Source organism: Phycicoccus sonneratiae (assembly GCF_016887965.1).
GTDB classification, from domain to species: Bacteria; Actinomycetota; Actinomycetes; order Actinomycetales; family Dermatophilaceae; genus Phycicoccus; species Phycicoccus sonneratiae.
This window is the reverse complement of the sequence record NZ_JAFDVD010000017.1, coordinates 40,731-59,732: the sequence shown is the minus strand read 5'-3', so window position 1 is coordinate 59,732 and position 19,002 is coordinate 40,731. Positions and strand designations below refer to the sequence as shown.

Annotated in this window: 20 protein-coding genes; 13 read left to right on the top strand and 7 right to left on the bottom strand. The window is 72.6% G+C overall.

Features of this window, described 5'->3' with window-relative positions; all coding sequences use genetic code 11:
• Nucleotides 1-30: 30 nt before the first annotated feature.
• The 3 genes from JQN70_RS15580 to JQN70_RS15570 all read right to left on the bottom strand — a co-directional run bounded on the left by JQN70_RS15580 (nt 31) and on the right by JQN70_RS15570 (nt 2,721).
• Nucleotides 31-1,089 carry an ABC transporter substrate-binding protein gene (locus JQN70_RS15580; protein WP_204132284.1) on the bottom strand — a complete coding sequence of 353 codons (1,059 nt, stop codon included), beginning with the start codon at nt 1,087-1,089 and terminating at the stop codon, nt 31-33.
• An 88-nt stretch (nt 1,090-1,177) separates the two neighbouring features.
• Entirely contained in the window at nt 1,178-1,915 is a 738-nt protein-coding gene (locus JQN70_RS21055) for a response regulator transcription factor (RefSeq protein WP_204132283.1), read from the bottom strand.
• The gene (locus tag JQN70_RS15570; protein ID WP_204132282.1) at nt 1,912-2,721 is read right to left on the bottom strand and encodes a sensor histidine kinase; all 810 of its coding nucleotides are present in this window, start codon (nt 2,719-2,721) and stop codon (nt 1,912-1,914) included. Before JQN70_RS15570 ends, JQN70_RS21055 begins: the two co-directional genes overlap by 4 nt.
• Nucleotides 2,722-2,801: 80 nt before the next feature.
• On the opposite strand from JQN70_RS15570, the gene JQN70_RS15565 reads away from it, so the two are divergent.
• Complete coding sequence (locus tag JQN70_RS15565) at nt 2,802-3,767, top strand: patatin-like phospholipase family protein (RefSeq protein WP_204132281.1); 966 nt, start codon at nt 2,802-2,804, stop codon at nt 3,765-3,767.
• On the opposite strand, the gene JQN70_RS15560 is transcribed toward JQN70_RS15565, so the two are convergent.
• Both JQN70_RS15560 and JQN70_RS15555 read right to left on the bottom strand, forming a co-directional pair.
• Nucleotides 3,761-3,946, bottom strand: coding sequence for a hypothetical protein (locus tag JQN70_RS15560; RefSeq protein ID WP_204132280.1), 186 nt, complete (start codon nt 3,944-3,946; stop codon nt 3,761-3,763). The genes JQN70_RS15565 and JQN70_RS15560 overlap by 7 nt on opposite strands.
• Nucleotides 3,943-4,170, bottom strand: a complete 228-nt coding sequence (locus tag JQN70_RS15555) for a DUF3072 domain-containing protein (RefSeq protein WP_204132279.1) — start codon at nt 4,168-4,170, stop codon at nt 3,943-3,945. The genes JQN70_RS15560 and JQN70_RS15555 overlap by 4 nt, the downstream gene beginning before the upstream one ends.
• A gap of 62 nt (nt 4,171-4,232) precedes the next feature.
• Here JQN70_RS15555 and JQN70_RS15550 point away from each other — a divergent pair, with 62 nt between their 5' ends.
• On the top strand, nt 4,233-4,697 hold the full coding sequence (locus JQN70_RS15550) for a CYTH domain-containing protein (RefSeq protein WP_204132278.1): 465 nt from the start codon (nt 4,233-4,235) through the stop codon (nt 4,695-4,697).
• Between the two features lie 85 nt (nt 4,698-4,782).
• Here JQN70_RS15550 and JQN70_RS15545 read toward each other — a convergent pair whose 3' ends face one another.
• On the bottom strand, nt 4,783-5,283 hold the full coding sequence (locus tag JQN70_RS15545; RefSeq protein ID WP_204132277.1) for a YqeB family protein: 501 nt from the start codon (nt 5,281-5,283) through the stop codon (nt 4,783-4,785).
• 92 nt (nt 5,284-5,375) lie between these two features.
• Here JQN70_RS15545 and JQN70_RS15540 point away from each other — a divergent pair, with 92 nt between their 5' ends.
• From JQN70_RS15540 to JQN70_RS21050, 6 genes are all read left to right on the top strand, one after another.
• Nucleotides 5,376-6,362: an LLM class F420-dependent oxidoreductase gene (locus JQN70_RS15540; RefSeq protein ID WP_204132276.1), complete on the top strand. Its 987-nt coding sequence runs from the start codon at nt 5,376-5,378 to the stop codon at nt 6,360-6,362.
• Between the two features lie 227 nt (nt 6,363-6,589).
• A complete protein-coding gene (gene dnaK, locus JQN70_RS15535; RefSeq protein ID WP_204132275.1) occupies nt 6,590-8,485 on the top strand; it encodes a molecular chaperone DnaK in 1,896 nt (631 codons plus the stop codon).
• Nucleotides 8,482-9,099 (top strand): nucleotide exchange factor GrpE, encoded by a 618-nt coding sequence (gene grpE, locus JQN70_RS15530; RefSeq protein WP_307836020.1) that lies wholly within the window; start codon nt 8,482-8,484, stop codon nt 9,097-9,099. The genes dnaK and grpE overlap by 4 nt, the downstream gene beginning before the upstream one ends.
• 29 nt (nt 9,100-9,128) lie before the next feature.
• Nucleotides 9,129-10,148 carry a DnaJ C-terminal domain-containing protein gene (locus JQN70_RS15525; protein WP_204132274.1) on the top strand — a complete coding sequence of 340 codons (1,020 nt, stop codon included), beginning with the start codon at nt 9,129-9,131 and terminating at the stop codon, nt 10,146-10,148.
• A gap of 14 nt (nt 10,149-10,162) precedes the next feature.
• Nucleotides 10,163-10,618: a heat shock protein transcriptional repressor HspR gene (locus JQN70_RS15520; protein ID WP_204132273.1), complete on the top strand. Its 456-nt coding sequence runs from the start codon at nt 10,163-10,165 to the stop codon at nt 10,616-10,618.
• 64 nt (nt 10,619-10,682) lie between these two features.
• Nucleotides 10,683-12,215 carry an FGGY-family carbohydrate kinase gene (locus JQN70_RS21050; protein ID WP_307836019.1) on the top strand — a complete coding sequence of 511 codons (1,533 nt, stop codon included), beginning with the start codon at nt 10,683-10,685 and terminating at the stop codon, nt 12,213-12,215.
• On the opposite strand, the gene JQN70_RS15510 is transcribed toward JQN70_RS21050, so the two are convergent.
• Entirely contained in the window at nt 12,203-13,180 is a 978-nt protein-coding gene (locus JQN70_RS15510; protein WP_204132272.1) for a sugar-binding transcriptional regulator, read from the bottom strand. The two genes, JQN70_RS21050 and JQN70_RS15510, sit on opposite strands and share 13 nt — an antisense overlap.
• 207 nt (nt 13,181-13,387) lie before the next feature.
• On the opposite strand from JQN70_RS15510, the gene JQN70_RS15505 reads away from it, so the two are divergent.
• From JQN70_RS15505 to JQN70_RS15485, 5 genes are all read left to right on the top strand, one after another.
• On the top strand, nt 13,388-14,452 hold the full coding sequence (locus JQN70_RS15505) for an alcohol dehydrogenase catalytic domain-containing protein (protein WP_204132369.1): 1,065 nt from the start codon (nt 13,388-13,390) through the stop codon (nt 14,450-14,452).
• A complete protein-coding gene (locus JQN70_RS15500; RefSeq protein ID WP_204132271.1) occupies nt 14,449-15,090 on the top strand; it encodes a DUF2291 family protein in 642 nt (213 codons plus the stop codon). The genes JQN70_RS15505 and JQN70_RS15500 overlap by 4 nt, the downstream gene beginning before the upstream one ends.
• Nucleotides 15,087-16,670, top strand: a complete 1,584-nt coding sequence (locus JQN70_RS21045) for a sugar ABC transporter ATP-binding protein (protein WP_204132270.1) — start codon at nt 15,087-15,089, stop codon at nt 16,668-16,670. Before JQN70_RS15500 ends, JQN70_RS21045 begins: the two co-directional genes overlap by 4 nt.
• Entirely contained in the window at nt 16,663-17,784 is a 1,122-nt protein-coding gene (locus tag JQN70_RS15490) for an ABC transporter permease (RefSeq protein ID WP_204132269.1), read from the top strand. Before JQN70_RS21045 ends, JQN70_RS15490 begins: the two co-directional genes overlap by 8 nt.
• A 77-nt stretch (nt 17,785-17,861) precedes the next feature.
• Complete coding sequence (locus tag JQN70_RS15485; protein ID WP_204132268.1) at nt 17,862-18,857, top strand: D-ribose ABC transporter substrate-binding protein; 996 nt, start codon at nt 17,862-17,864, stop codon at nt 18,855-18,857.
• The last annotated feature ends 145 nt before the right edge of the window (nt 18,858-19,002 follow it).

Genomic DNA, 19,002 nt, shown 5'->3' with positions numbered 1-19,002 from the left:
GCCCGGGGAGGGCAGGGAGGGGCATCCGGGTCACTCCTTCGGCTGCGGGGCGACCTCGGCGTCGAACTTCGCCGTGATCTCCTTCTTGCGCTCGCCGGCCGCCTCGGCGTCGTAGTCGACCAGGTTCACCTCGTCGAGCTTGACCATCTCCTCGGTGACCTTGGCGTCCGGGTTGGTCGGGATCTGGAAGCTGCCGACCGTCGGGCCGATGTCCTGGTGCTCGGGCGTGAGCGTCCAGTCGATGAACTTCTTGCCGTTCTCGGCGTTGGGGCCGTTCTTGACGAGCGAGACCGCGCCGACCTCGTAGCCGGTGCCCTCGGAGGGGAAGGTGTTCTCGAGCATGTCGAACCCCTCCTTCTGGTACTTGACGCAGTCGTGGCTGAAGACGATGCCGACGGCCACCTCGCCGCGCCCGGCCATCTGCCCGGGGGCCGAGCCGCTCTTCGAGTACTGGAGGACGTTCTGGTGCAGCTTGGCGAGGTAGTCGAAGGTCTTCGCCTCGTCCATGCCGTTGAGGACCATCTGGGTCCAGACGGCGGTGTACGAGGTGCCCGAGGTCGAAGGGTGCGCGATCGCGACGTTCTTCCGGAGCTTCGGGTCGAGCAGGTCCTGCCACGAGGTCGGCGCGTCCACACCGAGCTCGGCGAGGACGTCCTTGTTCGAGCAGAAGCCCAGCGCGCCGACGTAGGTGCCGGTCCACGTGCCGTCAGCGGCCTTGTACTCGTCCGGGATCTTCGCGGCCTCGGGGGAGACGTACTTCTCGGTGAGGCCGGCCTTGGCCGCCGCGACGTGGCCGTCGGAGGGCCCGCCGTAGAGGACGTCGAACTCGGGCTTGCTCTTCGCCGAGTCGAGCCGGGCCACGCCCTCGCCTGAGCTCATCCGCACGTAGGTGGCCTTGATCCCGCTGCTCTTCGTGAAGGCGGCGGCCATCGCCTGGCACTGCTCCTCCTGGGGCGTGCAGGCGATGACGACGGTGCCACTGCCCTGGCCCGAGCCTCCGGAGGCGGTGTCGTCGACGGCGCACCCGGCGAGTCCGGCCATCCCGATCGGGACGGCGAGCAGGCAGGTGGCGAGGCGTGGACGGGACATGTGCGGCTCCTTTGTCGTGTTCCCGGGCGTTCGCTGCGACGCTAGGCGGCGCGTACCGGGACGACGGTCACCGACCGCCCCGGCTCGGTCACGGTTCTGTGACCGAGCCTCCCTGCGTCCCGTCCGCCGGGTCCGGCTCGAACGCGTACCCAACCCCGCGCACGCTGCGGATCATCGCCTCGGCCCCCGGCTCCGCTGCGCCGAGCTTCATCCGGAGCCGGTACACCGCGGTCTTGAGCAGCTCGCGGCCACCCGGCAGGTCGGGGTCGCCCCACCCGGCGAGCAGCAGCCGCCGGAAGGGCAGGGTCTCGCCAGGGCTGCCGGCGAAGGCCGCCACGAGCCGGAACTCGTGGCTCGTGAGGTCGACGCGGCGGCCCGACACCCACGCCGTCGCCGTCAGGAGGTTGACGGTCAGCGACCCGTGGGTCAGCTGGCCGTCGCCGAGCGGTGAGCGACGCACCAGGCCCGCGGCGCGCAGGGCGAGCTCGCGGGGGTGGAACGGCTTGGCGACGTAGTCGGCCGCGCCGGCCTCGAGGCCCGCGATGCGGCGCGAGGTCTCGCCGAGCGCAGTGAGGAGGATGACGGGGATGCCCGAGGTCTGCGCGATGCGACGGCAGAGCTCGACGCCCGAGAGCCCGGGCAGCATGACGTCGAGGACGACGAGGTCGACCGAGCGGCGCTGCAGCAGCGCCCAGGCAGCCTCGGCCGAACCGGCCGTGCACGTCTCGAAGTCCTGGGTCTCGAGGGCGAAGGTGACGATGTCGCGCATCGACGGCTCGTCGTCGACGACGAGGGCGAGCGGCCGCTCGGCCGGCGCCGCGCTCACGCCGTCCCGCCCGCGGGGAAGGTGACGAGCATCGTCGTGCCGTGCTGGGCGATGGTGTCGACGTGGATCGACCCGCCGTGCAGCTCGACGATGTGGCGGGAGATGTAGAGGCCGATGCCCGTCCCCTCGCCGAGCGCGGCACTGCTGCGGAAGCGCTCGAAGAGCATCGCGCGCTGCTCCTCGGTCATCCCGCGCCCGCGGTCGCTGATGGCGATGACGACGTCGGGGTCGGCGACGTAGCCGCGGACCGTCACGCGGTTCACCGGGTTGGGGTCGTGCCGCAGGCTGTTGGCGACGAGGTTGCTGAGGAGCTGGTGGACCAGCTGCGGGTCGAGCAGCACGCGCGAGGGCGGGCCCGGGGTGTCGAGGACGATCTCGCGGTCGTGGACGAGGCGCAGCTCGCGGACGACCGAGCGCAGGTAGGCCCGCAGCTCGACGGGGCGCAGGTGGACCTCGAAGAGCCCGGCCTCGATGCGGGCCTGGGCGAGGAGGTCCTCGGCGAGGGCGATCACGTGCTCCGCGCTGTCCGAGATCGTCGTGGCGAACCGGCGCTGGACGTCGGTGAGCGGCCCCGGGGTCTCCTCGACGAGCAGGTCCGCCGAGCCCTTGATGAGGGCCAGCGGCGTGCGGATCTCGTGGCTGAGCACCGATACCTGGTCGGCCTTGCGGACGGCGAGCTCCTTGAGGCGCGCGATCTCGCGCTGGGCCGTGACGTACTGGCGACGCAGCCGGACGAGCCACCAACCGAGCCCGGCGCTGACCACGAGGGCCGCGCCGACCACGAGGAGGTCGAGCACGAGGTTCACGCCGACCCCCGCTGCCGCGCGTCGCTGCGGAGCACCATGGCACGCCAGTCTGCCACCGCGCCCGGACGTACCCTGAGGCCATGGCTCGACGGGTGGCGCTCGCGCTCGGCGCCGGAGGTGCACGGGGGTACGCGCACATCGGGGCGCTCCAGGTCCTGCAGGAGCGGGAGTTCGAGGTCGTCGCGATCGCCGGGACCTCGATGGGCGCGCTCGTCGGCGGGCTGGCCGCCGCGGGTCGGCTCGACGCCTACACCGACTGGGTCACGAGCCTGACGCAGTACGACGTGTGGCGGCTGCTCGACATGAACCTCGGTGGGGGCGGGGCGATCCGGGCCGAACGGATCTTCGCCAAGGTCGGCGACATCCTCGGCGGTGCGCTCATCGAGGACTGCGCCATCCCGTTCACGGCCGTCGCCACCGACCTCAACAACCGCCGCGAGGTCTGGTTCCAGCGCGGGCCGGTGGCCACGGCCGTCCGCGCCTCGGTGGCCATCCCCAGCCTCGTGACGCCGATCGTCGTCGACGGCCGGCTGCTCGTCGACGGCGGGCTGATGAACCCGGTGCCCATCGAACCGACGGCCGCCGTGATGTCCGACCTCACGGTCGCGGTCAGCCTCCAGGCCGGTCACAGCCAGGGGATGCCCGTCGCGCCGGTGCGCACGCCGGGGCCCATCGCGGGCTCGGTTCGCTCGCTGACGCACCGGGTGAGCGCGCTGATGGGCGGCTCGCACTCCTCGCCGGAGGCGGCGGACGCCCCGACCGACGGCGAGGTCGAACCGGTGACCGAGGGCGCGTCGCCGGCGGCGGTCACCGCCCCCGGGTACGCGCCGGCGCCGAAGGACCTCGCCTCGACCGAGATCTTCAACCGCTCGTTCGACACGATGGCCGCGCTCATCACCCGCTACCGGATGGCGAGCAACCCGCCGGACGTCCTCGTCTCGGTGCCCTCGGACGCCTGCCGGACGATGGACTTCCACCGGGCAGCCGACATGATCGCGCTCGGGCGCGAGCTGACCGCCCGGGCGCTCGACGACGCCGGCTACTGACCCCGGCGGGCCCGGACGAGGCCCATGAGGCCGCCGGCGAGGACGAGGAGGACGGCCGCGACCGCCCGGCCGTCGGTTCCGCCTCCGGTGAGGGCCCGGCCGAGGACGACGCCGACCCCGACGAGCGCCGCGACGACCACGACGGCCAGCGCGACGCGGGCCGGGGAGGCCTCCCTCACTGCGGGTCGACGCGGGGCGAGGCGCCCTGGAGCTCGTCGATGAGCTCGGAGGCGCGGGCCTTGGTCAGGTCCTCCGGCACCTCGCGCCCGGCCTCACGGGCGAGGGTGGCGAGGTAGCTGAGCTGCGGACCGGTGGCCGGCTCGTCGCCGGTGGCCCACTCCTCGGGCGGCTTCGTGGCGTCCTGGGGGTCGGTGGTCGGGTCGATGGGCTGCTGGTCGCTCATCCGTCCACGCTAGGCGCCCGCACCGACAGCCGGGCCGCGCGTGCCTCGCTAGCGTGGTCGGCGTGCAGCCCTCCCTCAAGTACGCGGTGGTCGAGCGCGAGCGCCGGTTCCTCGTCGCCCGGATCCCCGACGGCGACGTCGAGCGCCGTGAGGTCATCGACCGCTACCTCACCGGTACACGCCTGCGGCTGCGGGAGGTGCGCTCCGCCGACGGAATCGTGACGCGCAAGCTCGGCCAGAAGGTCCGGCTCGGCGACGACGCCTCCGCCCTGGCGTGCACGAACCTCTACCTCGACGAGGCGGAGTGGGCGCTGCTGGCCCACCTGCCGGCTCGCGTGCTGCGCAAGACCCGCCACGTCGTGCGGCGGGACGGCTGGCTCGTCGCGGTGGACGAGCACGAGGACGGCACCCTCGTCGCCGAGGTCGACGACGGGGCCTCCCCGCCGGCACCAGTCCCCGCGTGGCTCGAGGTGCTCCGCGACGTGACGGCGGACGAGGCCTGGACCGGGGCGGCCCTCGCCCGCTGAGCGAGTGCCCCGGACCGTCGAGATCAGGAAACACGCAGACGGACGAGCACCGCGGCCTGCGTGTCTCCTGACCTCGCGGGGGACCTCACTCCGGCGGGCCCTCCCACGGGTACCCGGCGGCGACGAAGGCCTCGCGGACGGCGTCACGGTCGCCCTCCACGTCGTCGCGGAAGAGGACGCGCCCGCCCGGCGACTCGATGACGACCTTCGACCCGGCCCGGTGCACGCCGTCGACCGTCGAGCGGGCGATGACCCGCTCGACCGAGCCGCGCCGCTCGACGCGGACCTCGTCGGGCGCCACGTGGAGCACCGGCGAGCTGACCACGACCCAGGCCGCGAAGGCCAGCCCGAGCGCGAGCCCGATGAGGGGCCGGCCCCAGACCAGCCACGGCTCGTCGAACGAGCCGAGCCAGCGCACCGGCCCGCCGAAGGGCACCCAGCCGTGGTCGGCCGCGAAGCCCGCCAGCCACGGCAGGACCAGCCCCGCGGCCACCCCGACCCCGCCGAAGAGCGCGGCGACGAACCCCCGTCCCGCGCGGTCGAACCCCCCGATCGTGCGCGTGTCGCCGGCCGCGTCCGTCCCCATGCCGCTCGACCCTACGCCGCCCCTCCACGCCCCGCCCGATGCCGTGTACGCGGCGCCCACCGGCGCGGGGGCGTGGGCGTAGCGTCGCGAGCATGAGCATCCGCCTCGGCTACCAGATCCCGAATTTCAGCTACCCCGGCGGCGACCCGGCCCGCATCGTGCCCACCGTCGTCCAGCAGGCGCAGGAGGCCGACGCCGCGGGCGTCGACGCCGTCCTCGTGATGGACCACTTCTACCAGCTGCCCGGCATCGGCGACCCCGACCAGCCGATGCTCGAGGCCTACACGCTCCTCGGGGCGCTGGCCACGGCCACCGAGAACGTGCAGCTCTCGACGCTCGTCACCGGCAACACCTACCGCAACCCCACGCTCCTCGCGAAGGAGGTCACGACCCTCGACCTCGTGAGCGCCGGGCGTGCGGTGCTCGGCATCGGCGCCGGGTGGTTCGAGCTCGAGCACCAGCAGCTGGGCTTCGAGTTCGGCACCTTCACCGACCGGTTCAACCGGCTCGAGGAGGCCCTGTCGATCATCGAGCCGATGCTGCGCGGCGAGCGCCCGACCGTCTCGGGAGAGTGGTACCGCACCGAGGCGGCGATGAACGAGCCGCGCCTGCGCGACGACCTGCCGATCCTCATCGGCGGTGGGGGAGAACGCAAGACGTTCAAGTACGCCGCCCGGCACGCCGCGCACCTCAACCTCATCTGCAACGCCTCGGACATCCCGCAGAAGCTCGAGGCGCTCGCCGCCCGGTGCGAGGAGGAGGGCCGCGACCGGTCCACGCTCGAGACCAGCTACCTCGCCTTCGTGATGATGGACGAGGACGGCGACGCGGCCCGTGCCATGCACCGCGACTTCCTCCGCTCGCGCGGCGTCGACCTCGACGCGATGAGCGACGCCGAGCGCAGTGCGGCCACCGACCGCCAGTTCGTCGGCACCCCCGACGAGGTCGCCGGCCAGCTGCGCGAGCGCGTCCTCGACCGCGGCGTCGACGGCCTCGTCGTCAACATGGTCGCCAACGGCCACGTCCCCGGTGTCGTCTCGATGATGGCCGAGGCGCTGCGCCCCCTCGTCACCGCCTGAGCCGAGCCCGGGTGAGCGCGGGTGCTCGACGGGTCGTCGGGAGTACCCGACGAACCGTCGAGCACCCAGACCCGGGCCGCAGGTGGGAACATCGCGCGGACCCGCGGAGTTGAGTCGGGTGAACGCAAGTTTCGACCCACGGATTTGCAGCCGCCGATCCGCCCGGTCTAACTTGAGCGAGAAGCACTCAACCCGAACCACCGGCACCACCCACAAGGAGCACCCCCATGGCCCGTGCAGTCGGCATCGACCTCGGAACCACCAACAGCGCCGTCGCCGTCCTCGAGGGCGGCGAGCCCACGATCATCGCGAACGCCGAGGGCGGTCGCACCACCCCGTCGGTCGTCGCGTTCAGCAAGGGCGGTGAGGTGCTCGTCGGCGAGATCGCCAAGCGCCAGGCCGTCACGAACGCCGACCGCACCATCCGCTCGGTCAAGCGCCACATGGGCACCGACTGGAGCACCGACGAGGTCGACGGCAAGAAGTACACCGCCCAGGAGATCAGCGCCCGCATCCTCCAGAAGCTCAAGCGCGACGCCGAGTCCTACCTCGGCGAGACCATCACCGACGCGGTCATCACCGTCCCCGCGTACTTCGACGACCACGAGCGCCAGGCCACCAAGGAGGCCGGCGAGATCGCGGGCCTCAACGTCCTGCGCATCGTCAACGAGCCCACCGCCGCGGCGCTCGCCTACGGCCTCGACAAGGGCAAGGAGGACGAGCTCATCCTCGTCTTCGACCTCGGCGGCGGCACCTTCGACGTCTCGCTCCTCGAGGTCGGCAAGGACCCCGAGGACGGCTTCTCGACCATCCAGGTCCGGTCCACGAGCGGCGACAACAAGCTCGGCGGCGACGACTGGGACGAGCGCATCGTCTCCCACCTGCTCACCACCGTGAAGAACTCCTCGGGCGTCGACCTCGCGAAGGACAAGATCGCGATGCAGCGCCTCCGCGACGCGGCGGAGCAGGCGAAGAAGGAACTCTCGTCGGCCAGCTCGACGAACATCTCCCTCCAGTACCTCTCGATGTCCGAGAACGGCCCGATCCACCTCGACGAGACGCTGACCCGCGCCCAGTTCGAGCAGATGACCAAGGACCTCCTCGACCGCACGAAGCAGCCGTTCCAGAACGTCATCAAGGACGCCGGCATCTCGGTCGGCGACATCGACCACGTCGTCCTCGTCGGCGGCTCGACCCGCATGCCGGCCGTCAGCGCCCTCGTCAAGGAGCTGACCGGCGGCAAGGAGCCCAACAAGGGCGTCAACCCGGACGAGGTCGTCGCGCTCGGCGCGTCCCTCCAGGCCGGTGTCCTCAAGGGCGAGCGCAAGGACGTCCTCCTCATCGACGTCACGCCGCTCAGCCTCGGCATCGAGACCAAGGGTGGGCTCTTCACCAAGCTCATCGAGCGCAACACCGCGATCCCGACCAAGCGCAGCGAGGTCTTCTCGACGGCCGAGGACAACCAGCCGTCGGTGCTCATCCAGGTCTTCCAGGGCGAGCGCGAGATCGCGCAGCAGAACAAGCCGCTCGGCACCTTCGAGCTCTCCGGCATCGCGCCGGCACCGCGCGGCGTGCCGCAGGTCGAGGTCACCTTCGACATCGACGCCAACGGCATCGTCAACGTCTCGGCCAAGGACCGCGGCACCGGCAAGGAGCAGAAGATCACCATCTCCGGCGGCTCCGCGCTGTCGAAGGAGGAGATCGAGCGGATGGTCAAGGACGCCGAGGCGCACGCGGAGGAGGACAGGGCCCGCCGCGAGGAGACCGAGGCCCGCAACATGGGCGAGTCGCTCGTCTTCTCGACCGAGAAGTTCCTCTCCGAGTCCGGCGACAAGGTCTCCGACGAGCACCGCACGCCCGTCGACGAGGCGCTCGCCGACCTCAAGGAGGCCATCAAGCCCGACAGCGGCGCCTCCACCGAGGACATCAAGGCCAAGATCGAGACCCTCAACACGAAGTCCCAGGAGATGGGCGCCGCCGTCTACGCCGCGGCCGCCGAGCAGGGCGAGAGCGGCGACGTCCCGGGCGCCGAGGCGAGCGACGGCGGCCAGCCGGCCACCGACGCCGGTGACGACGACGTCGTCGACGCCGAGGTCGTCGAGGACGACGAGGAGAAGAAGTGACCGACTCCTCGATGGACGACTCGGTCAACACCGAGGCGGTCAACGACGAGCCGCAGCGCGAGGAGGTGGCCCCGGAGCAGTCCGGGGCCGTCCCCGCGGGCGCCGAGGTGCCCGCCGGCGAGCCCGCCGAGGCGCCGGCCGAGGTCCCGGCGACCGGTGACGCGCACCCGGACACGGTGCTCGCCGCCGAGCGGCTCGCCGACCTCCAGCGGCTCCAGGCCGAGTACGTCAACTACAAGCGGCGGGTCGACCGCGACCGGGCCGTCGTCCAGGAGCGGGCGGTGCGCGACGTCCTCGAGTCGGTCCTGCCGGTCCTCGACGACATCCAGCTGGCCCGCGAGCACGGCGACCTCGAGGGCGGTCCGTTCGCGGCCATCGCCGACAAGCTCGAGTCGACGCTCGGGCGCTACGGCCTCGAGCGCTACGGCGCCAAGGGCGAGGTCTTCGACCCGCAGCAGCACGAGGCGCTGATGCACGGCGAGTGGCCCGCCGACGACGCCGACCTGCCGGCCGACGCCTCGGCGACCACGGTCGTCACGGTGTTCCAGCCCGGCTACCGTGCCGGTGAGCAGGTGCTCCGGCCGGCGCGCGTCATGGTCGCCGACCCCGACTGACCCCCGAGAGCGACCGGAAGGAGGCGCCGATGGCCAGCCAGGACTGGTTCGAGAAGGACTTCTACGCGATCCTCGGCGTCCCGAAGGACGCCGACGAGGCGGCGATCAAGAAGGCGTACCGCAAGCTCGCGCGCAAGCACCACCCCGACCAGAACGCCGGGGACGCCGCGGCCGAGCAGCGCTTCAAGGACATCGGGGAGGCGAACGCCGTCCTCTCCGACCCCAAGCAGCGCCAGGAGTACGACGCCGTGCGCTCGATGGCCGGCGGCGGGGCGCGGTTCCGCGCCGGCTCCGGCGGCCCGGGCGGGGCGAGCGGCTTCGAGGACATCTTCAGCGCCTTCGGCAGCGGCGGCGGTGGCGGCCAGCGGGTCCGGTTCTCGACCGGCGGCGGTCAGCCGGGCGGCGAGGACATCAACGACATCCTCGCCCAGATGTTCGGCGGCGGCGCCGGCGCGGACCCGTTCGGCGGCACCGGTTTCCGCGGAGCGCGCGGCCCCCGACCCGGGGCCGACGTCAACGCCCGCACGACGCTCGGCTTCCGCGACGCTGTCGAGGGTTCGACCGTCACGCTGACGACGGCCGACGGCCAGCGGGTCACGACGAAGATCCCCGCGGGGGTCCGCGACGGGCAGAAGATCCGCCTGCGCGGCAAGGGTGCCGAGGGCGACCCGGGCGCCCCGCGCGGCGACCTCATCCTCACCGTCGCCGTCGAGAAGCACCCGGTCTTCGGGCGCGACGGCGACCACCTGACCGTCGACCTGCCGGTCACCTTCGCCGAGGCCGCGCTCGGCGCCACCGTCCCGGTCCCGACGCTCGACGGCTCCTCGGTGCGCGTCAAGGTCGCCCCCGGCACCCCGAGCGGGCGGGTGCTGCGGGTCAAGGGGCGCGGGGTCGCGGGCCGGCACGGCACCGGCGACCTGCTCGCCCGCGTCCAGGTCGTCGTCCCGCAGCGGCTGTCCGACGAGGCCCGCCACGCGGTCGAGACCCTCCGCGACGCCGAGGGTGACGCCGACCCGCGCGCCACCCTGTTCCAGCAGGCCGCCACCTGACGGGAGGTCCACCGATGGCCCGGATCGACGTCTCCGCCTTCTCCCCCGACGACGACACCCCCGTCTTCGTCATCTCGGTCGCGGCCGAGCTCGCCGGCATGCACGCCCAGACGCTGCGCCAGTACGACCGGCTCGGGCTCGTCACCCCGTCGCGCACCCGCGGGGGCGGCCGGCGCTACAGCCAGCGCGACGTCGCGCTCCTGCGCGAGGTGCAGCGGCTCTCCCAGGAGGAGGGCGTCTCCCTCGCCGGCATCGCGCGCATCCTCGAGCTCGAGAACCAGGTCGAGGCCCTGCGCGCCCGGGTCGCCGAGCTCGCGGCCGAGGTCGACGCCCTCGAGGCCGGCAGCGGGCGCACCACGCGGGTGTTCTCGGTCAGCCCGAGCGGCGACGTCTACGCCGCCCGGCTCGGCGAGCGGCCGCGCTCGACCCGCAGCCAGGCCCTCGTCGTCTGGCGCCCGCCGCGCCGCTGACCCCCGTCGGCGGTCCGCGCACCGTCCCGGGCGGCTCTGGCACGATGGACCTCCCGCGATCCCCGTGAACGACCCCGGAGGTGCCGTGCCGCACGTGTTCGTGGGTCTCGACGTCGGCACCGGCAGCACGAAGGGGGTCGCGGTCACCGCCGACGGGCGGGTGCTGGCCACGGCCTCCCGGCCGCACCGGATGAGCATGCCGCGCCCCGGCTGGGCCGAGATGGACCCCGAGGGCGCCTGGTGGCCCGATGTCGCCGCCGTGTCCCGTGAGCTCGTCGCCGAGGTCGGTGCCGAGGCGGTAGCGGGGGTGTGCGTCAGCGGGATGGGGCCCTGCCTCGTGCTCACCGACGCCGACGGCCGCCCCGTGCGCCCGGCCGTCCTCTACGGCATCGACGGCCGGGCCGGGCGCCAGATCGCCTCGCTCACCGAGCGCCTCGGGGCCGAGGCCGTCCGGGCGCGCTGCGGCAAGGACCTCACCTCCCAGGCCGTCGGGCCGAAGCTGCTCTGGGTCCGCGAGGAGGAGCCGGAGGCCTTCGCCCGCGCGCGGCGGTGGTGGGGCCTCAGCTCGTGGGTCGCCGGCCGGCTCACCGGCGAGTACGTCCTCGACCACCAGTCCGCGAGCCAGTGCGACCCGCTCTACGACGTGGCCGCGGCGGACTGGGCCGACGACTGGCTCGACGACGTCGCGGGCCACCTCGAGCGGCCGCGGCTCGTGTGGCCGCACGAGGTGGTCGGCACCGTCACCGCGGCGGCGGCGTCCGAGACCGGTCTGCCGCAGGGCGTCCCGGTCTCGGCGGGCACCGTCGACGCGTGGGCCGAGGCGTTCTCGGTGGGCGTCCGCGACACCGACGACGTCATGCTCATGTACGGCTCGACGATGTTCCTCGTCCGCCCGCTCGACCACTTCACCGTCCGGCCGGGCCTCTGGAGCACGATGGGCGTCCACCCGGGCAGCCGCACCCTGGCCGCCGGCACCGCGACGAGCGGGTCGCTCGTGCGCTGGGTGCACGACCTCACCGGGGGTGCACCGCTCGGCAGCCTCGAGGCCGAGGCGGCCGCGGTGCCGGCGGGGGCCGAGGGTCTGGTCCTCCTGCCGTACTTCGCCGGCGAGCGCACGCCGGTGCAGGACCCCCGGGCGCGCGGGGTCGCGATCGGGCTCACCCTGCGCCACGGCCGAGGGCACGTGCTGCGGGCGGCCTACGAGGGCATCGCCTTCGGGGTGCGTCAGATCCTCGAGCTCTTCGACACTGTCCCGCCGTCGCATCCGGCGACCCCGTCCCGGCTCGTCGCGGTCGGTGGCGGGACCCAGTCGGCGCTCCTGACGCAGGTCGTCAGCGACGTCTGCGGGCGCCCGCAGGTCGTGCCCGAGGAGACCATCGGGGCCAGCTACGGCAGCGCCCTGCTCTCGGCCATCGGCACGGGAAGCGTTGCGCCGGAAACCGACTGGGCCAACGTCGGCCGGGTCGTCGAGCCCGACCCCGCCGCGTGCGAGCGCTACGACCGCATCTACCCGGTCTTCACCGAGATGTACGCCGACACCGCCCGGCACATGCACCGCCTGGCCGACCTCGCGGACGAGGACGCTCAGTCGCGCTGAGCCGCGGCGAGCAGGGCGGAGGCGGTCGGCTCGTCGGTGACCAGCTGGGTGACGTACCCGGCGCGGACCGCGGCGAGGATGCCCGCGACCTTCACCGCGCCGACGGCCACCCCGATGGCTGCGGGGATGCGCCGCAGGTCCTCGAGACGCATCGCGATGAGCCGCTCGCTGCCGGGGAACTCGAGCGGCACACCGTCTTCGTCGTACGGGCGGGAGCAGATGTCGCCGACCGCCGTCGCGAGCCGTGAGCTGCCGCCGGGCAGCACGCTCGGCAGCGAGGTGCGCGTGCTCGGGGGCGCGCCGATGCCGAGCACGGCCGCCCGGGCGCGGGACCAGAGGTCGGTGACGCGGCGCGTCGTGGGGTCGCTCGTGAGGATCGGGTGGAGGTCGGCCCCGGGCATCGCCGGCGCGTAGAGGAACTGGGGCACACCACCGACCCGGGCCGCGACCTGCCGGGTGATTTCGTTGGTCTGGTAGTACTCCTCCGGCTCGTCGGTGCCGCCGACGACCGGGGCGACGAGCACGCCGGGCAGGGCGGTGAGCTCGTGCTGGGCGATGCCGTGGACGGTCGCCCCGGACGAGACGAGCAGGGCGTCGCCGGAGCGCAGCCCCGCGGCCGAGAGTGCCTCTCCCACAGCGGGAGCGAGGACCGATCCGGTGCGGCGCTCGCCCACGGCCGGCGTGACCCAGCAGCGGGTGAGCCCGAGTTGGGTCCCCAGCTGCTGGCCGAGCTCGGCGGTGCGGTCGGGCTGCGGTTCGCGGACCTCGATGTGGACGATGCCCTGCGCCCGCGCCTCGGCGAGCAGCCGGCTGACCGTCGGACGGCTCGTGCCGAGGGCCTCGGCGACCTCGGCCTGGTTGGCGTCCTCGAGGTAGTACATGCGGGCGGCGCGGTACAGCAGGTCCGGGGGGAAGCGACCGGGCGCGGCGCGGTCGGCGTCGGGCGCGCGACGCGTCGGACTCATCGGCAGCCTCCCTCCCACCTCGTGCGGACGGGTGAAGTATGCCCGACGCCGGTCCCTGAAAATTAGTTCTGGACAAACGTGCAGATCGCCCCTACGGTGGTGCGCATCACCCGCGACAGGCGCAGAGCAGCGCCGGACCACCGGAGGTCTCCCGTGACGGACACGGCCACCAGCCAGAGCTCGGCCCCCAGCGAGCTGCCGACGTCGATGCAGGCGGTGATCTGCCACGGGCCGCGCGACTACCGCCTCGAGGAGATCCCGGTGCCGACCCCCGGCCCGGGTGAGCTGCTCGTGCGCGTCGAGGCGGTGGGCATCTGCGCGAGCGACCTCAAGGCGTACCACGGGGCCGCGAAGTTCTGGGGCGACGCCAACCGCCCCGCGTGGGCCGAGACCGAGGTCGTGCCCGGCCACGAGTTCACCGGCACGGTCGTGCGGGCCGACGACGAGGCCCGGGCCCACTGGGGCGTCGACGTGGGCGACCGGGTGGTGGCCGAGCAGATCGTCCCCTGCTGGGACTGCCGCTACTGCGACACCGGGAACTACCACATGTGCGCGCCGCACGACATGTTCGGCTTCAAGCGCCGCAACCCCGGCGGCATGGCGAGCTACATGGTCTTCCCGACCCAGGCCCTCGTGCACCGGATCAGCAAGGACCTCCCGCCGGCGCACGCCGCCTTCGCCGAGCCGCTGTCCTGCGCGCTGCACGCCGTCGAGCGGGCGAACATCCGCTTCAACGACGTCGTCGTCGTCGCCGGGTGCGGCCCGATCGGGCTCGGGATGATCGCCGGCGCCGCCGCGAAGTTCCCGGCCGAGATCGTCGCGCTCGACATGGACCAGCGCAAGCTCGACCTCGCCCTGCGCACCGGCGCGACCCGGGCCATCAACATCGCGGACACCGACGCCGTCGCCGAGGTCAAGGCGATGACCGGCGGCTACGGCGCCGACGTCTACCTCGAGGGCACCGGCCACCCGTCGGCCGTGCTCCAGGGCCTCAACGTGCTCCGCAAGCTCGGCCGGTTCGTCGAGTACTCGGTCTTCAAGGACGACGTCTCCGTCGACTGGTCGATCATCAGCGACGACAAGGAGCTCGACGTCCTCGGCGCCCACCTCGGCCCCGGGTGCTGGCCGGCCGCCATCCGGCTCATCGAGTCCGGACGGCTGCCGATGGACGACATCTGCACCCACCAGCTGCCCCTGTCCGAGTTCCAGCGCGGGCTCGACCTCGTCGCCTCCGGCCAGGAGTCGATCAAGGTCTCGCTCATCCCGTCATGAACGTCCTGTCGCGCGTGAAGCGCCGCTCCCTCGTCCTCACCGCCGCCCTCGTCGTCCTGCTCGTGGCGATGGTCGTCTCGACCCGCTTCGTCACGCCCGAGGAGGCCCAGGCCCTGCGGCCCCAGGTCTTCGAGGCCAAGAGCTACGTCGCCGAGAACTTCCCGAAGATCACGCAGACGCTCCAGGAGAAGGGCACCGACCTCGGCACCCTCGCCCCGGCCGTCGACGCCGACGCCGCGGCGGCCGGCAAGCAGTACGGGATCGACGTCGGCAGCGGCAAGTTCGCCTTCCCGGTCACCGTCACCGGCACGGTGGCCTCGGTCGACGCCGGCTTCCTCGAGCTGACGGTCGACGGCGTCCCGGCCGACGACACCGTGCGCGTCCCGGTGGCGAACGCGGTGAGCGGCACGCCGATCCGCGACGCCACCGGCTTCATGACCTTCAGCGACTTCCCGGGCCAGACCGACTTCCAGAACGTCGCCAACGAGATCAAGATCAAGGTCCTCGTCGACGTGGTCGGGAAGCTCGACCCGGCCTCGCTCCAGGGCAAGCAGGTCACCGTCGTCGGCGCCTACAGCACGGGCGGCCCGAAGAACTCGTTCCTCGTGCAGCCGGTCTCGGTGCAGGTGGCGTCGTGACCCAGGTCGCCGAGCGCCCCGCCAACGCCGAGCCGGACGCCGACGTCGTCCTACGCGCCGTCGACATCACGAAGACGTACGGCGTCACCCGCGCGCTCAAGGGCGTCAACTTCGACGTCCGGCGCGGCAAGGTCACCGTGCTCTTCGGCGAGAACGGCGCCGGCAAGTCGACCCTCATGAAGATCCTGTCCGGCGTCGAGCAGCCGACCGGCGGGGTCCTCGAGCTCGACGGCGAGCCGGTCGTCCTCGCCTCGACGAACGACGCGGTCGCCCGCGGCATCGCGATCATCCACCAGGAGCTCAACCTCTGCCCGAACCTCTCGGTGCGCGACAACATCTTCATCGGCCGCGAGCTGCGCACCCGGCGCGGCGACGTCGACTACGCCCGCGAGGCCCGCATCACCCGCGAGCTGATGGAGCGCCTCGAGGAGCCGATCCACCCCTCGACCCTCGTCGCCGACCTGCGCCTCGGGCAGCAGCAGATCGTCGAGATCGCCCGGGCCCTGGCCGCCGACGCGCGCATCCTCATCATGGACGAGCCGACCTCGGCGCTGTCCGCGGCCGAGGTCGAGGTGCTCTTCAAGATCATCGACGACCTCACCGCCGACGGGGTCGCCATCGTCTACATCAGCCACCACCTCGAGGAGGCCATCGAGGTCGCCGACCACGCGGTCGTCTTCCGCGACGGTGAGCTCGTCGCCGACCGGTCGGCCGAGGGGCTCACCCTCCCGTGGGTCGTCGCCGCCATGGTCGGGCGCGAGGCCGAGTACGACTTCACCGGCGCGGCAAGGGAGTTCGGCGAGGTCGCCCTCCGCATCGAGGACGTCCGCGTCGTCGACCCGGACGCCGGGGGACGGCTCGCCGTCGACGGCGTGAGCATCGACGTCCACGCCGGCGAGATCGTCGCGGTCTACGGCCTGATGGGCGCCGGCCGCACCGAGCTGATGGAGGCCCTCTCCGGCCGGGAGCCGATCGCGTCCGGCCGGGCCGTCCTCGGCAGCACCGACCTCGCCGGGCACTCGATCCAGGAGCGCATCGCCCTCGGCATCGGCCTGGTCCCCGAGGACCGGCAGCGGGACGGTCTCGTGCAGCTGATGACGGTGGGGCAGAACCTCTCCCTCGCCAGCCTGCTCGGTGCCGTCCGCCGCGGGTTCGTCTCCCGGAAGCACGAGCGCGGCGGCATCGACGACCAGATCCGCGACGTGCGGGTCAAGACCGCCGGGCCCGAGGCGCTCATCACCTCGCTCTCCGGCGGCAACCAGCAGAAGGTCGTCATCGGGAAGATGCTGCTCACCCGCCCGAAGGTGCTCCTCCTCGACGAGCCCACCCGCGGCATCGACGTCGGCGCCAAGGGCGAGATCTTCAGCCTCCTCTTCCGTGAGGCCGAGCGCGGCCTGGCCGTCCTCTACGTCACCTCCGAGATCGGTGAGGCGCTCACCGCGTCGCACCGGGTCGTCGTCATGTCCAAGGGCCGGGTCGTCCGCGAGTTCGACCCCCGCACCTGCACCCGTGAAGAAGTCATGGCCGCCGCCGGCGAGGCCGGCGGCGACGTCCACCCGAAGGAGCCCGACAGTGAGTGACACCCTCGCCCCGCCGCGCGAGACCCGCCCGGCCGCGACTCCGCCGCCCGCCGGCCGGTTCCGCAAGCCCAACTGGAACGCCCTGCTCGTCGAGGGCCGCGCGCTCATCGCGCTCGCGATCATCGTCGTGATCTTCGCGTCGCTGTCGCCGAACTTCCTCGACCCCTCGAACCTCATCCTCATGACGAGGCACGTCGCGATGAACGCGATCCTCGCCATCGGGATGCTCATGGTCATCCTCAACGGCGGCATCGACCTGTCGGTCGGGTCCACCGTCGGGGTCACCGGGGTCATCGCCGGCTACCTGCTCCAGGGCTGGGACATGCCGCTCACCCAGCTCGTCGCGTACCCGCCGGTGTGGGTGGTCATCGCGGCCTCGGTGCTCATCGGCGCGCTGGTCGGCTGGGTCAACGGCGTCCTCGTCTCGAAGCTCAACGTCGCACCGTTCATCGCGACGCTCGGGATGCTCTACGTCGCCCGCGGCATCGCGCTGCTCATCACGAACGGCGAGACCTTCACCAAGCTCCAGGGCGAGGAGGGGCTGGGCAACACCGGCTTCATCACGGCGCTGGCCAGCGCGCCGCTCGGCATCCCCATGCCGGTCTGGTTCATGGTCGCCTTCGCCGTCGTCTTCTCGTTGCTGCTCAACCGGACCGCCTTCGGTCGCTGGCTCTACGCGACGGGCGGCAACGAGCGCGCGGCCGAGCTGTCGGGCGTCCCCGTCAAGCGGGTCCAGACGATCGTGTACGTCCTCTCCGGCCTCTGCGCCGCGACCGTCGGCCTGCTGCTCACCGCCGACCTGCCCGCCGCCACGCCGCGGGCCGGGGAGTTCTACGAGCTCAACGCCATCGCGGCCGTCGTCATCGGCGGCGCCGCGCTCTCCGGCGGCCGCGGCACCATCCGCGGCACGCTCATCGGCGCCTTCGTCATCGGCTTCCTCGTCGACGGCCTCGTCCTCGTCGGGGTCTCGGTCTTCTGGCAGCAGGTCATCAAGGGCGCGGTGATCATCCTCGCCGTCGCCGTCGACCAGCTCCAGCAGTCCCTCCAGAAGCGGCGGGCCCTGCGCAGGGTCGCCGCCGCCACGAACCGGCCGGGCGCGCCGCGTCCCGCCTGACCTCGGTGGGTGCCGCGCCAGTGAGGGGCGCGGCACCCACCGGGACCCGCACCACCCCTCCCCCCGAAAGGAATCCCATGTTCCGCAAGCTCACGACGGCGGCAGCCGCGCTCGTCGTCACGGTCGGGCTCGCCGCGTGCGGCTCGTCCGACAGCGGCTCGTCCTCCTCCGGTTCCGCCGCCGCGGGCGGCTCGGGCGGCGGTGGCGGCACGATCGCCGTCATCACGGTCGACCCGTCGAACCCGTACTGGAAGGCGGAGGTCGACACGGCCGTCGCCGAGGCCAAGAAGCTCGGCTACGAAACGACGGTCGACGCCCACGGCAACGACGCCGACAAGCAGAACCAGTTCATCGACGGCGCCATCTCCAAGAAGGTCAAGGCGATCATCCTCGACCCGGCCGGCGCCGACGAGTCTGTCGGTGCGGTGAAGAAGGCGACCGACGCGGGCATCCCGGTGTTCCTCGTCAACGCGGAGATCGCCGACCAGGGCATCGCCAAGAGCCAGATCGTCTCGAACAACGCCCAGGGCGCCACGCTCGGCGCGCAGGCGTGGGTCGAGTCGGTCGGTGAGAAGGGCGAGTACGTCGAGCTCTTCGGCAACCCGACCGACAACAACGCCCAGGTCCGCTCGGACGGCTACACCGAGGTCATCTCGCAGTACCCCGACCTCAAGCTCGTCCAGAAGGAGACGGCGAACTGGGACCGCGCCGAGGGCAAGGCGAAGATGGAGATCATGCTCCGGGCCCACCCGAACATCGTGGGTGTCGTGTCCGGCAACGACGAGATGGCGCTCGGCGCGATCCAGGCGCTCAAGGACGCCGGCAAGCTCGACCAGGTCAAGGTGCTCGGCTTCGACGGCAACCAGGACGCCGCGAACGCGGTCAAGGCCGGCGAGATGGTCGCCACCGTCCTCCAGCCCATCGTGCAGGGCACGACGCTCGCCGTGCAGCAGGCCGACGCCTTCCTCAAGGACGGCAAGACCGGCGCATCCACCGAGAAGCAGGCCATCGACTGCGTGCTCATCACCAAGGACAACGTCGACACGCTCGACAACTTCGTCCTCTCCGAGTGACGCGCGCGGGGGCGTCGTGCGCGACGCCCCCGCCCGTCCCCGACCCGGGGCGGCCGGTGCCTGTGTGCATCGGGACCGGCCGCCCCGCCCCCACCCCCCGCACCGGCGGCTGCTCCGCCGTGCCCGGCGCGGCGTCCCGAAAGGC

What these genes read in the sequence shown, in the direction of transcription:
- JQN70_RS15485 (WP_204132268.1), top strand. Translation starts at nt 17,862, where the DNA reads ATGTTCCGCAAGCTCACGACGGCGGCAGCCGCGCTCGTCGTCACGGTC.
- JQN70_RS15565 (WP_204132281.1), top strand. Translation starts at nt 2,802, where the DNA reads ATGGCTCGACGGGTGGCGCTCGCGCTCGGCGCCGGAGGTGCACGGGGG.
- dnaK (WP_204132275.1), top strand. Translation starts at nt 6,590, where the DNA reads ATGGCCCGTGCAGTCGGCATCGACCTCGGAACCACCAACAGCGCCGTC.
- JQN70_RS15505 (WP_204132369.1), top strand. Translation starts at nt 13,388, where the DNA reads ATGCAGGCGGTGATCTGCCACGGGCCGCGCGACTACCGCCTCGAGGAG.
- JQN70_RS15520 (WP_204132273.1), top strand. Translation starts at nt 10,163, where the DNA reads ATGGCCCGGATCGACGTCTCCGCCTTCTCCCCCGACGACGACACCCCC.
- JQN70_RS15580 (WP_204132284.1), bottom strand. Translation starts at nt 1,089, where the DNA reads ATGTCCCGTCCACGCCTCGCCACCTGCCTGCTCGCCGTCCCGATCGGG.
- JQN70_RS15510 (WP_204132272.1), bottom strand. Translation starts at nt 13,180, where the DNA reads ATGAGTCCGACGCGTCGCGCGCCCGACGCCGACCGCGCCGCGCCCGGT.
- JQN70_RS15525 (WP_204132274.1), top strand. Translation starts at nt 9,129, where the DNA reads ATGGCCAGCCAGGACTGGTTCGAGAAGGACTTCTACGCGATCCTCGGC.
- JQN70_RS15540 (WP_204132276.1), top strand. Translation starts at nt 5,376, where the DNA reads ATGAGCATCCGCCTCGGCTACCAGATCCCGAATTTCAGCTACCCCGGC.
- JQN70_RS15500 (WP_204132271.1), top strand. Translation starts at nt 14,449, where the DNA reads ATGAACGTCCTGTCGCGCGTGAAGCGCCGCTCCCTCGTCCTCACCGCC.
- JQN70_RS15545 (WP_204132277.1), bottom strand. Translation starts at nt 5,283, where the DNA reads ATGGGGACGGACGCGGCCGGCGACACGCGCACGATCGGGGGGTTCGAC.
- JQN70_RS15555 (WP_204132279.1), bottom strand. Translation starts at nt 4,170, where the DNA reads ATGAGCGACCAGCAGCCCATCGACCCGACCACCGACCCCCAGGACGCC.